The following is an 11,799-nucleotide window of genomic DNA, read 5'->3' on the forward strand; positions in this document are numbered from 1 at the left end:
CCGGTAGTCGAGCTTGCCGAGACGCGGTTCGGTACGCGTGGACCTCAGGGCGTCTCGGCAAGCTCGACGACCGATGCCGCTCGACGACCGATGCCGTTCGACGACCGATGCAGCTCGACGACCGGACTCAGTGGTGCGCTGCGTCGCGGATCTCGCCGACAAGCTCCTCGATGACGTCCTCGAGCGTCGCGATGCCCACGACCTCGCCGGACTCGTCGACGACTCGCGCCATGTGCGCGCCCTGGGACTGCACCGCTTGCAGCGCGTGCACCAGGGTCTCGCCGGTCCGGACGTTGGCGAACTGGCGGATCCAGCGGTCCTCGACGACCCGGGCACGTCCATGCGGGTCGTGACCGAGGACGTCCTTGATGTGCAGGTAGCCGATCAGCGTGCCGGTCTCACCGACGACGGGGAAGCGGGAGAACCCGGTCTCCGCGCAGATCGCCTCGACCTCGGTGACCCGGGCACCCCGCGTGACGGTCTGCAGCCCGGCCATCGGCAGGTACACGTCGGCGACCGTTCGGGAGGTGAACCCGAGGGCGCCGGAGAGGCGTTCGTACTCACCCTCCTCGAGCAGGCCCTCGGCGCGGGACTCGTCGACCAGCGCCTCGACCTGCTCGTGGGTGAACACCGAGGACACCTCGGCCTTCGGCTCGATGCCGACCAGGCGGAGGATGCCGTTCGCGATCGCGTTCAGGATCCACACGATCGGCTTGAGGGCGGTGACGATCATGATCATCGGCGCGCCGAAGACCAGCGCCGCGCGCTCGGGGCCGGCCAGCGCCAGGTTCTTGGGCACCATCTCGCCGAGCACCACGTGCAGGTAGACGACGAAGGTCAACGCGATCGTGAACGCGATCGGGTGCACGGCTCCGTGCGGGATGCCCAGGTTCTCGGCGATAGGTTCCAGCAGGTGGGCCAGTGCGGGTTCGGCGACGGCACCGAGGCCGAGAGAGCAGACCGTGATGCCGAACTGGGCTCCGGCCATGACCAGGGAGACCTGCTCCATCGCGCGTAGCGCCGACTTGGCCAGCGCCGAACCCTGCTGGGCGCGTGGCTCGATCTGCGTACGACGGGCGGAGACCAACGCGAACTCGGCACCGACGAAGAACGCGTTGCCGATCAGCAGCGCGACGCCGAGGAGGAGACCGGCTTCCGTGCTCATGCGCGACCTCGCTTCGTGTCGGCCGCCCACGAGCACAGGTGGCAGTGCTCGATCAGTCGCTCACTTCGTTCGCTCATGCCTGCACCTCCTCGTCGACCTCACGGCGTACCGAGATGCGGTCGACCCGCAACCCGTCCATCAGCTCGACGCGCAGTCGGGCGAACTCGTGCACGGGCTTCTCGTCGTCGTCCTCGGGGGGGATGACCGGGAGGGGGACGCGGACCTCGTCGCCGCGGACGGGGATCCGGCCGAGCGCCTGGACCAGCAGTCCCGCGACGGTGTCGTAGTCCTCGTGCTCGGGCAGGTCGAGACCGGTCGCGTCGAGCACCTCGTCGGGACGCAGCAGGCCCGAGACGATCCACGACCCGTCCGGACGCCGGCGCAGCCGGGCCGAGAGCCGGTCGTGCTCGTCGGAGATGTCGCCGACGATCTCCTCGACCACGTCCTCCAGGGTCACGATCCCCGCGGTGCCGCCGTACTCGTCGGAGACGATCGCCATCTGGAAACCCTCACCGCGCAGCAGCGCGAGCAACGGGTCCAGGCGCAATGACTCGGGGACCAGTGTGGCGGCCACCATCACCTCGCGGACCAGGGTGGAGTCGCGGTCGCTGCGGGCCACCGCGACGGCCTGCTTCACGTGCACCGACCCCACGATGTTGTCGCTGCTGCCCTTGATGACGGGGAACTTGGAGAACCCGGTCGCTGCGGAGAGGTCGATGATCTTCGAGACCGGGTCGGAGGCGTCGACCGACGCCATCCGCATCCGCGGCGTCATGATCTCGCCGGCGGTCCGGGGTCCGAACGCGATCGAGCGCTGCACCAGGTGCGCGGTCTCGGTGTCCAGGGTTCCCTCGGAGGCCGACCGCCCGGCGAGCGAGGCGAGCTCCTCGGAGGAACGTGCCGACCGGAGCTCCTCCTGCGGCTCGACGCCGAGCGCGCGGACGATCGCGTTCGCCGAGCCGTTGAGCCCCTTGATCGGGAGCGAGATGACCATCGTGAAGACGCGTTGGAAGCCCTGGGTCGCCTTGGCGGTCGCGAGCGGGAGGGAGATCGCCACGTTCTTCGGCACCAGCTCGCCGAAGATCATCGTCGCGAAGGTGGCGATGATCAGTCCGAGGGCGACCGAGACCGGGGTGACCGTGTCCTCCGACAGGCCCCACGACTCCAGGGGGTCCTCGAGCAGCCGGGCGATCGCGGGCTCGGCGAGGAAACCGATCGCGAGGTTCGTCAGCGTGATCCCGACCTGGGCACCGGAGAGCTGGGTCGAGAGCGAACGCAGCGCGACCGAGACTCCCTCGGCGCCACGGTCGCCACTGGCGACGGCTCGTTCGACCTCGGCGCGGTCGACGGTGACGAGGGCGAATTCGGCCGCGACGAACAGGCCGCACATGACCATCAGGGCCACGGCCGCGCCGAGCAGGATCCACTCCATGCGCCCCATTGTTGCGGGTCGCTCCCACTCGCGCCGCACAGGTAGGTGCAGGAGAGGCTCTGGACTTCCTCCCAGGTAGTCGTGAGAGGGTCGTCATCTCGCGCGAACCAGCGGTTCGCATCCCGTCGTCAGGAGGACCTCGATGCTTCGGCTCTCCGGCACCGGCGACTCCCACGTCGGTCTTGTCCGCGGCAACAACGAGGACTCCGCGTTCGTGAGCCCGTACTGCATCCTGGTCGCCGACGGGGTCGGCGGGGGAGCAGCGGGCGAGGTCGCCTCGGCCACGGCGGCGTACGCGTTGGCAGGAACTGCCCTGATGCGCCGCGGCGAGGACCCGGCCCAGGTGCTCGCCGCCGGGTTCGCGCTCGCCCAGGCCCAGGTGCACGCGGGGGTCGACCTCGACCCGAGCCGCAGCGGCATGGCGACGACGCTGACCTCCGTGGTCACCGACGGGACCCGGTTCGTGCTCGGGCACCTCGGCGACTCCCGCGGCTACGTGTTCCGCGACGGCGAGCTGAACAGGGTCAGCACCGACCACACCTACATCCAGAACATGCTCGACGAGGGGCGTCTCGACGAGGCGGGATCTGCCGAGCACCCGTGGCGCAACGTCGTGCTGCGGGTCGTGAACGGGCACGCCGACGTCGAGCCGGACCTGGTCGAGCTCGACCTGGTGGTCGGAGACCGGGTACTGCTGGCCAGCGACGGCCTGAGCGACCTGGTCACCGAGGACGAGATCGCGCGCACGCTGGGCGCTGCGAGCGACGACGCAGCCGTCCCCGAGCTGATCGCGCGGGCGCTGGGGCGGGGCGGCAGGGACAACGTCACCTGTGTCCTGGCCACCGTCGTCGACGGCCCCGAGATCAGTGCCGACGGTCATCTGTACGGCGCGCTCGGGGATCCCGGGAACGTGGTCGACGTCGCCGCCGTACGGGCGCCGGAGTCCGCCTGAGCAGGAGTGGCAGGTTCCACACTGGAACGTGTTCCACTTTCACGTTCGTGCGGGGAGAATGGCGGGATGGCTGACATCGCGCGCCCCCGTCTCGAAGGCTCCGTCGCCGTGCGCGGCGAGCGTCGGCTCTCCTTCGCCGAGTTCGGGACGCCGCGCGGCGCCGCGATCATCTGGCTGCACGGCACGCCGGGCGGACGCCGCCAGGTACCGGTCGAGGCGCGCCTGTACGCCGAGGAGCACGACCTCCGGATCATCGGGATCGACCGCCCGGGCATCGGTACCTCCACCCCGCACCTGTACGACGACATCCTCGACTGGACCGGCGACCTCGAGCTCCTGGCCGACAACCTCGGCATCGACACCTTCCGGGTGATCGGCCTGTCCGGCGGCGGCCCCTATGCGCTCGCGGCCGGCGCCGCCCTGCCGCACCGCGTGCACGGCGTCGGGGTCCTCGGCGGCGTCGCGCCCACCAAGGGCGCGGACGCGATCCGCGGCGGGCTGGTCGAGGTCGCGCCGTACGCCGCCCCGGTCCTGGGTGCGGTCCGGCTCCCGCTCAGCTACGCCCTGGCCGCCGGCATCCAGCTGGTCAAGCCGCTGGCCGGCCTGGCGATCGGCACCTACGGCGTCTTCCAGCCCCGCGGTGACCGCGAGCTGCTCGCCCGGCCCGAGTTCAAGGCGATGTTCCTCGACGACCTGATCAACGGTTCCCGGTTCCAGGTGGGCGCCCCGCTGGCCGACATCATCCTCTTCACCAAGCACTGGGGTTTCGAGGCCGCGGACGTCAGCGTGCCGGTGCGTTGGTGGCACGGCGACGACGACCACATCATCCCGCACGCGCACGGCGTCCACATGGTCGAGCGGCTGCCCGACGCGGCGTTCGCCACCATCGACGGGGAGTCGCACCTGTCCGGGATGAGCGTGGCGACCGAGGTGCTGCAGACCCTGATGGAGCTCGGGCCGCGCAAGGTCACCCGCAAGCGCGCGGCGAAAGCGTGATTCCTCCGCATTTGCCCCACAACCGATCCTGTGTCCCTCTGGTGTCAGGGCTCGACTTGAGCCACAATGGGGGACACAAGTTCACATTCGTCACAGGTCAACCTCGCTGACGTCGAAGAGCCCGCTGGGGAAGGCGTAGCTCAACGCCGGAGTCAGAGGAGGCTGAAGTGACACGTACTGCGACCCGTGGAGTCTTGTTCATCCACTCGGCGCCGTCTGCGCTGTGCCCGCACGTGGAGTGGGCCGCAGGGGGTGTGCTCGGCAATGCCGTGAACCTCGAGTGGACGCCGCAGCCTGCTCAGGCGGGTACCTACCGTGCGGAGTACTCGTGGACCGGAGACGCCGGCACGGCCGCTGCCATCGCTTCGGCCCTGCGCGGCTGGAACCAGCTCCGCTTCGAGATCACCGAGGAGCCCACCTCGTCCACCGAGGGCGCCCGCTTCTCCTACACCCCCGAGCTCGGTGTGTTCCACGGCGTGACCGGCCTGCACGGCGACCTGATGATCCCCGAGGACCGGATCAAGGCAGCCGTCATCAAGGCCGCGCTCGGCGAGACCACGATCGAGCTCGAGATCGACAAGCTCCTCGGCAAGCCGTGGGACGACCAGCTCGAGACCTTCCGGTACGCCGGCGACGGCGTGCCGGTCAGGTGGCTCCACCAGGTGGTGTGATCGACCACCAGCCCGGGTCAGCGATCGCGTCGCGGGTCTGAACGATGCTCGCGTTGGTGCCGGGTGCGCCGACACGTCGCTTTCGCGCACGTGCGCTCCTCCGCACGCGTGCACAAAACCGACGGGTCGGCTTCATCCCGCTCTTCGCCAGAGCTCAGAGCGGGATGTTCGTGTGTGCCCCGCGCTGCACCAACCCAGCGCCTGCGATCGCCTTCGCGATCGCCGACCGGGTCGACGCCGGTGAGACGACCTCGTCCACCACGCCGATCTCGACAGCCTTGTCGATGCCGCCCGCGATCCGGGCGTGCTCCTCGGCGAGCTCGGCCTCGACCTGCGGGCGGATCTCGGGAGCCACGTCGGCGAGCTTGCGACGGTGCAGGATCCGTACGGCGGCGACGGCGCCCATGACGGCGACCTCCGCGTCCGGCCAGGCCAGGACCTTGGTGGCGCCGAGCGAGCGCGAGTTCATCGCGATGTAGGCGCCGCCGTAGGTCTTGCGGGTCACCACGGTCACCCGCGGCACGACCGCCTCGCCGAACGCGTGCAGGAGCTTCGCGCCTCGGCGTACGACGCCGTCCCACTCCTGGCCGACGCCGGGGAGGTAACCGGGGACGTCGACGAGCACGATCAGCGGGATGCCGAACGCGTCGCACATCCGCACGAAACGTGACGCCTTCTCCGCCGAGGCGGAGTCCAGGCAGCCGCCGAGGCGCAGCGGGTTGTTGGCGATGACGCCGACGCTGCGGCCCCCGAAGCGTCCGAGCGTGGTGACGATGTTCGGGGCCCACTTCGCGTGCAGCTCGATCGCGGTGCCTTCATCCAGGACGCCGGCCACCAGCGGGTGCACGTCGTAGGCGCGCTTCTTGGACTCCGGCAGCAGGCCGCCGAGGTCGATGTCCTCGACAGCGGCGACGTCGAGGGTGCCCTGGGCGCCGAGCAGGAAGGCCAGGTCGCGGGCCGCATCGAGCGCCTGGCGCTCGGTGTCGGTGACGACGTGCACGACACCGGACCGACGTCCGTGCGGCTCCGGGCCACCGAGCCGCAGCATGTCGACGTCCTCACCGGTGACCGAGCGGACCACGTCCGGGCCGGTCACGAAGATGCGGCCCTCGGGACCGAGGATCACCACGTCGGTCAGCGCCGGCCCGTACGCCGCGCCGCCGGCGGCGGGTCCGAGCACGACCGAGATCTGCGGGATCGTGCCGGACGCCTTGGTCATCGCGTGGAAGATCTCGCCGACCGCGTGCAGCGAGAGCACGCCCTCGGCCAGCCGGGCGCCGCCGGAGTGCCACAGGCCGATGATCGGGACCCGGTCGGTCAGCGCTCGCTGGTACGCCGCGACGACGACCTTGCAGCCCTCGAAGCCCATCGCCCCGCCCATGACGGTGGGGTCGGAGCAGAACGCGACCACGGTCTTCCCGTGGGTGCGCCCGATGCCGTAGAGCATCCCGGAGCCGTCGACCGGGGAGAGCGGCTGGAACGTGCCTTCGTCGAAGAGCGCCTCGAGCCGGACCAGGGGATGACGCGGATCTGCGGGCGTCTCGGCGAGCTCGACGACCGGCGCCCGGTCATCGAGCTTGTCGAGATGCGGCGCGGCGGTCACGAAAGGCTCCCGAACGCGACGGCGACGTTGGCGCCGCCGAAGCCGAAGGAGTTGTTCAGTGCCGCGATGTCGCCGCTGCGCAGCTCGCGCGCGGTGGTCGGGATGTCGAGCTCGACGGCCGGGTCGAGGTTGTCGAGGTTGATCGTCGGCGGCGAGATCCGGTGGTGGATCGCGAGCACGGTCGCGATCGACTCCAACGCCCCGGCGCCACCGAGCAGGTGCCCGGTCATCGACTTGGTGCTGGTGACCACGACCTCGTCGGCGAACTTGCCGAGCGTCGCGTGGATCATCAGGCCCTCGGCGACGTCACCCTGCGGTGTGGAGGTCGCGTGCGCGTTGACGTGCGCGATGTCGCCGGGCGCGATGCCGGCGTCCTCCAGAGCGCGGGCGATCGCCCGGGTGCCGCCACGGCCCTCGGGGTCGGGCTGGGCGATGTCGTGGGCGTCGTTGGTGATGCCGGCGCCGAGCAGCTCGGCGTAGATCTTCGCGCCGCGGGCCTGGGCGTGCTCGAGCTCCTCGAGCACCAGGACGCCGGCGCCCTCGCCGAGCACGAACCCGTCGCGGCCGGTGTCCCAGGGGCGGGAGACGGCCGTCGGGTCGCCGCCGTCCTCGCTCCCGGTCTTCGACAGCGCCATCATCTGCGCGAACGCCGCCATCGGGAGCGGGTGGATCGCCGCTTCGGCGCCACCGGCCAGCATCACGTCGGCCCGGCCCAGACGGATCTGGTCCAGCGCGAGCGCGACGCCCTCGTTGCCCGAGGCGCAGGCGGAGACGGGCGTGTGCACGCCCGCCTTGGCGCCGACGTACAGGCCGATGTTCGCGGCCGGCGCGTTCGGCATCAGCATCGGGACCGCGAGCGGGGAGACCCGGCGCGGACCCTTCTCCTGGAGCGCGTCGTAGTTGCTCAGCAGCGTCGTGACGCCACCGATGCCGGAGGCCACGGCGACGCCGAGCCGTTCGGCATCGACGCCCGCATCGGCCAGACCGGAGTCCGCCCACGCCTCGATGGCCGCGACCATCGCCAGCTGGGCGGACCGGTCCAACCGGCGCGCCTTGACCCGGTCGAGGACCTCGGACGGGTCGACAGCCGCAGTTCCGGCGATCCGCACCGGCTGGTCGGCAGCCCAGTCCTCGGTGAGGTGCCGGACACCCGAACGGCCGGCGACCAGCGCCTGCCAGGTGCTCTCGACATCCCCACCGACAGGACTGGTGGTGCCCAGGCCGGTGATGACAACTCTTCTGCGGCTCATGGAGATCAGGCCGCCTGGGCCTTCTCGATGTAGCTGACGGCGTCGCCGACGGTCTTCAGGTTCTTGACCTGGTCGTCGGGGATGCGCACGTCGAACTTCTCCTCGGCGGCCACGACGACCTCGACCATGGAAAGCGAGTCGACGTCGAGGTCGTCGGTGAACGACTTCTCGAGCTGGACGTCGGCGGCGGGGATGCCGGTGACCTCGTTGACGATGTCGGCGAGGTCGGTACGGATCTCTTCGGTGCTGGCCATGCTGGGTTCCTCTCGTGGGTGGTGCAGGGGACTGGGGTGGTGCAGATCTAGGGGACGCGGACGACCTGGGCCGCGTAGGTCAGCCCGGCGCCGAACGCGATGAACAGCGCCAGGTCGCCGCTGCAAGCGGTCCCGTCGGCGTACATCCTGGCGAGCGCGAGCGGGATCGAGGCGGCCGAGGTGTTGCCCTGCTCGGCGATGTCGCGGGCGATCCGCACGTGATCGGGAAGCTTCATCGCGCGGACCATCGTGTCGGTGATCCGCATGTTCGCCTGGTGCGGCACGAACAGGTCCAGGTCCTCGACGGTGATGCCGGTGCGGTCCAGGGTCTCCTGCGCGACCTTCGCCATCTCGTACGCCGCCCAGCGGAACACCGCGGACCCGTCCATGGTGATGTGCGGGAGCGTCGTGGCATCGGCCTCGAATGCCTCGACCCAGTCGCTGCTCAGCTCGATGGCGCTGTGCTGCTCGCCGTCGGAGCCCCACACGACCGGTCCGATGCCCGGGACCTCGGAGGGTCCGACGACCACCGCGCCGGCGCCGTCGCCGAAGATGAACGCCGTCCCGCGGTCCTTCTCGCTGACCAGCGTGGAGAGGCGCTCGGCGCCGATCACCAGGACGTACTTGGCGGTGCCGCCACGGACCATGTCGGTGGCCAGGCTCAGTGCGTGGCAGAAGCCGGCGCAGGCGGCGGAGATGTCGAACGCTGCCGGGCTCTCGGCGCCGAGCAGGAACGCGATCCGGGAGGCGAGAGAGGTGATCTGCTGGGTGTTGGTGCAGGTCGCCAGGACGACCGCGTCGATCTGCGCCGCCGCGACGTCCGCGTCCGCCAGAGCTTGGCTCGCCGCCGCCAGGGACATCGACTCGAGGGTCTCCTCGGGGCCGACCCAGCGGCGCTCCTTGATGCCGGAACGCTGCTGGATCCACTCGTCGCTGGAGTCGATCGCGTCCACGATCTCGCTGTTCGGCACGACCCGCTGAGCGCGGTGCACGCCGAGGCCCAGCACCGCAGCGTGCGCCGTGCCCGTCGGCATCTCCCAGGTGACGGTCACACCGCCACGCCCTCGGGGTGCACCCGGACCAGCGGCTGACCGGGCGAGACCAGGTCGCCGTCCTCGACGAGCCACTCCACGATCGTGCCGCCGTACGGCGCCATCACGGCGGTCTCGTCGCGGGTCGAGCGGACCAGGCCGACCGAGCTGGCGGGGCGGAGCCGTTCACCCTCCTCGCCGGCGCTGCGGACGAAGGTGCCCTTGGTCGGGGCGACCAGCATCCGCCAGGTCGGGTGGATGTCGATCGGGGACGGCGCCCCGTGCTTGTCGACGAAGTCGCGGGCGGCGTCGAGCTGGTCGGGCGTCTTGAGGGCGAAGGTCTCGACGCCGGGCAGGGCGCGCTTGACGATGCCGGTCAGCGTTCCGGCGGGCGGCATCTCCAGCACGCCGGTCACGCCGAGGTCGCGCATGGTGCCCATGCAGAGGTCCCAGCGCACCGGGCGGGCCACCTGCTGGACGATCCGGCGGACCGCCTCGCGTCCGTCGTGGATCGCCTGCCCGTCGGCGTTGGAGATGACCACGGCGCGCGGGTCGTGGGTGGAGACGGCCGGGGCCAGCCTCGCGAGCGCCCCTACAGCGGGCTGCATGTGCTCGGTGTGGAACGCGCCGGCCACCGAGAGCGGCATCAGCCGTGCCTTGGCGGGCGGGTCGGCTGCCAGCGCTGCCAGCTGCTCCAGCGTGCCGGCGGCGACGACCTGGCCCGCGGCGTTGACGTTCGCGGCGGTGAGGCCGTGCTGCGTGAGTGCGGCCATCACCGCCGCCTCGTCGCCACCGAGGACCGCGGTCATCCCGGTCGGCGTCGCGGCGGCTGCGTGAGCCATCGCGTTGCCGCGCTCGCGGACCAGCACCATCGCCTGCTCGGCGCTGATGGCGCGGGCGCCGGCAGCGGCGGTCAGCTCGCCCACGCTGTGGCCGGCGACCGCGCCGATCCGACCGAAGGCGTCCGAGGGGTGCGGGAACAGCGAGAGTGCCGCGACCAGGCCCGAGGCCACCAGCAGCGGCTGGGCGATCGCGGTGTCCCGGATCGTCTCGGCGTCGGCGTCCGTGCCGTAGTGCGCCAGGTCCAGGCCGGCTACCGCTCCGAGCCAGTTCAGGCGCTCGGCGAACTGCGGGTCCTCGAGCCACGGGCGGAGGAATCCGGGAGTCTGGGCTCCCTGTCCGGGAGCGACGATGATCAGCACACGTCCACTGTCGCGGACCCGGCGCTGAGGCCTGCGGGTCGCCGTGCACGAAATCCTCCGGGCAGTTGTTGGAGGGTTCCTACAACTCGCGGACGTCCAGCCGACCCAGCGTGAGCCCGATCCGCAGCGTGTAGCAGTCCCGCGGATCGGTGGCTTCGAGCCCTGTGAGCTCCGCGGCGCGCTTGAGGCGGTAGTAGCGGACCGTGTTGGCGTGCACGAACAACGCGCGTGCGGTTCCCTCGATCGAGGATCCGCCGGAGAGGTAGCTCTCGACGGTCTCCAGGACGGAGCCGCCGGCATCGCGCAACGGCAGGTAGACCTGCTCGACCAGCATCCGGCGAGCGGCGCGGTCGCTGGCGAGCGCGCGCTCGAGGAGCAGCTCGTCGGCGGCCACCGGTCGTGGTGCTCCGGTCCAGCCGTGCGCGACGCGGAGGCCCGAGCGTGCGGCGTCCGCGGAGATCTTGGCGTCGGCCAACGACCGGGTCACCGGGCCGAGGACGACCGGCCCGGGGGCGAAGGCGTCCGACAAGGTGTCGGCCGGTCGCCCCTGCTCGTCGACCCCGCCGAGCACGACCACCAGGCGGGTGCCCTGGACCGCGCAGAGGCAACCGAGCCCGAGGTCCGCGGCGCGGCGACGGATCTGGTCGAGGTCGGCCTCGCTGCGCAGCCGTCCCGTCACCACGACGACGTTCGCGGAGGTGTCCCAGCCCAGGGCGCTGGCCCGCGAGGAGATGGTGTCCTCGTCCTCGCCGCGCAGGATCGCGTCCACGACGAGGGCTTCGAGGCGCGCGTCCCAGGCTCCGCGCTGCTCGGCGGCCCGGGCGTAGACCTCGGCCGTCGCGAAGGCGATCTCGCGGGCGTAGCGGTTCAGGGCGCTGCGGGCGCTGTCGGCGTCCGGGCCGAGCAGGTCGTCGAGGTTCTCGTCGACGACCGTGACGGACAGCCGGACCATCGCCACGGTCTGCTGCAGGGTGATCTCGCTGGCCATCTCCCGAGGCGCCACGCCGAAGACCTCGGCGCTGATCGGGGCGGAGGCCTCCTCGTGCCGGTACCAGTCGATGAACGACTTGATACCGGCCTGGACGATCAGGCCGATCCAGGACCGGTCCTCGGCGGGGAGCTCGGTCACCCAGGGCATGTCGTACTCCATCCGCCCCAGCGCGGCGGTGCTGAGCGCTCCGCTCGAGCGGGTCAGGCGCTGCGCGATCTGTGCACGGGTACGGGCCACCTCGCCATCCTGCCC

General features: G+C 71.1%; 11 protein-coding genes. 3 read left to right on the top strand and 8 right to left on the bottom strand.

Annotated elements, in window-relative coordinates; translation table 11 throughout:
• Positions 1 to 127: 127 nt before the first annotated feature.
• Positions 128 to 1,165 (bottom strand): hemolysin family protein, encoded by a 1,038-nt coding sequence (locus ABIE44_RS16695; RefSeq protein WP_209714914.1) that lies wholly within the window; start codon positions 1,163 to 1,165, stop codon positions 128 to 130.
• A gap of 73 nt (positions 1,166 to 1,238) precedes the next feature.
• On the bottom strand, positions 1,239 to 2,597 hold the full coding sequence (locus tag ABIE44_RS16700) for a hemolysin family protein (RefSeq protein WP_354438203.1): 1,359 nt from the start codon (positions 2,595 to 2,597) through the stop codon (positions 1,239 to 1,241).
• Positions 2,598 to 2,739: 142 nt separating this feature from the next.
• Here ABIE44_RS16700 and ABIE44_RS16705 point away from each other — a divergent pair, with 142 nt between their 5' ends.
• From ABIE44_RS16705 to ABIE44_RS16715, 3 genes are all read left to right on the top strand, one after another.
• Positions 2,740 to 3,549 (top strand): PP2C family protein-serine/threonine phosphatase, encoded by an 810-nt coding sequence (locus ABIE44_RS16705; RefSeq protein ID WP_209714908.1) that lies wholly within the window; start codon positions 2,740 to 2,742, stop codon positions 3,547 to 3,549.
• A 66-nt stretch (positions 3,550 to 3,615) separates the two neighbouring features.
• On the top strand, positions 3,616 to 4,545 hold the full coding sequence (locus tag ABIE44_RS16710; protein WP_209714904.1) for an alpha/beta fold hydrolase: 930 nt from the start codon (positions 3,616 to 3,618) through the stop codon (positions 4,543 to 4,545).
• 167 nt (positions 4,546 to 4,712) lie between these two features.
• On the top strand, positions 4,713 to 5,216 hold the full coding sequence (locus tag ABIE44_RS16715; protein WP_209714901.1) for a DUF3145 domain-containing protein: 504 nt from the start codon (positions 4,713 to 4,715) through the stop codon (positions 5,214 to 5,216).
• 154 nt (positions 5,217 to 5,370) lie between these two features.
• Here the strand turns inward: ABIE44_RS16715 and ABIE44_RS16720 are convergent, their stop codons facing one another.
• From ABIE44_RS16720 to ABIE44_RS16745, 6 genes are all read right to left on the bottom strand, one after another.
• Positions 5,371 to 6,819 (bottom strand): carboxyl transferase domain-containing protein, encoded by a 1,449-nt coding sequence (locus ABIE44_RS16720; RefSeq protein WP_209714898.1) that lies wholly within the window; start codon positions 6,817 to 6,819, stop codon positions 5,371 to 5,373.
• Positions 6,816 to 8,069 carry a beta-ketoacyl-ACP synthase II gene (fabF, locus tag ABIE44_RS16725; protein ID WP_209714895.1) on the bottom strand — a complete coding sequence of 418 codons (1,254 nt, stop codon included), beginning with the start codon at positions 8,067 to 8,069 and terminating at the stop codon, positions 6,816 to 6,818. The genes ABIE44_RS16720 and fabF overlap by 4 nt, the downstream gene beginning before the upstream one ends.
• A 5-nt stretch (positions 8,070 to 8,074) precedes the next feature.
• A complete protein-coding gene (locus tag ABIE44_RS16730) occupies positions 8,075 to 8,323 on the bottom strand; it encodes an acyl carrier protein (RefSeq protein WP_209714892.1) in 249 nt (82 codons plus the stop codon).
• 47 nt (positions 8,324 to 8,370) lie between these two features.
• Complete coding sequence (locus tag ABIE44_RS16735) at positions 8,371 to 9,375, bottom strand: beta-ketoacyl-ACP synthase 3 (RefSeq protein WP_354438206.1); 1,005 nt, start codon at positions 9,373 to 9,375, stop codon at positions 8,371 to 8,373.
• Positions 9,372 to 10,556 (bottom strand): acyltransferase domain-containing protein, encoded by a 1,185-nt coding sequence (locus ABIE44_RS16740; protein ID WP_209714889.1) that lies wholly within the window; start codon positions 10,554 to 10,556, stop codon positions 9,372 to 9,374. Before ABIE44_RS16740 ends, ABIE44_RS16735 begins: the two co-directional genes overlap by 4 nt.
• 79 nt (positions 10,557 to 10,635) lie before the next feature.
• Complete coding sequence (locus ABIE44_RS16745; RefSeq protein WP_354438207.1) at positions 10,636 to 11,784, bottom strand: PucR family transcriptional regulator; 1,149 nt, start codon at positions 11,782 to 11,784, stop codon at positions 10,636 to 10,638.
• Positions 11,785 to 11,799: the final 15 nt, after the last annotated feature.

The sequence above is a fragment of the Marmoricola sp. OAE513 genome, from assembly GCF_040546585.1.
GTDB lineage: Bacteria > Actinomycetota > Actinomycetes > Propionibacteriales > Nocardioidaceae > Marmoricola.

What these genes read in the sequence shown, in the direction of transcription:
- ABIE44_RS16695 (WP_209714914.1), bottom strand. Translation starts at nt 1,165, where the DNA reads ATGAGCACGGAAGCCGGTCTCCTCCTCGGCGTCGCGCTGCTGATCGGC.
- ABIE44_RS16700 (WP_354438203.1), bottom strand. Translation starts at nt 2,597, where the DNA reads ATGGAGTGGATCCTGCTCGGCGCGGCCGTGGCCCTGATGGTCATGTGC.
- ABIE44_RS16705 (WP_209714908.1), top strand. Translation starts at nt 2,740, where the DNA reads ATGCTTCGGCTCTCCGGCACCGGCGACTCCCACGTCGGTCTTGTCCGC.
- ABIE44_RS16710 (WP_209714904.1), top strand. Translation starts at nt 3,616, where the DNA reads ATGGCTGACATCGCGCGCCCCCGTCTCGAAGGCTCCGTCGCCGTGCGC.
- fabF (WP_209714895.1), bottom strand. Translation starts at nt 8,069, where the DNA reads ATGAGCCGCAGAAGAGTTGTCATCACCGGCCTGGGCACCACCAGTCCT.
- ABIE44_RS16730 (WP_209714892.1), bottom strand. Translation starts at nt 8,323, where the DNA reads ATGGCCAGCACCGAAGAGATCCGTACCGACCTCGCCGACATCGTCAAC.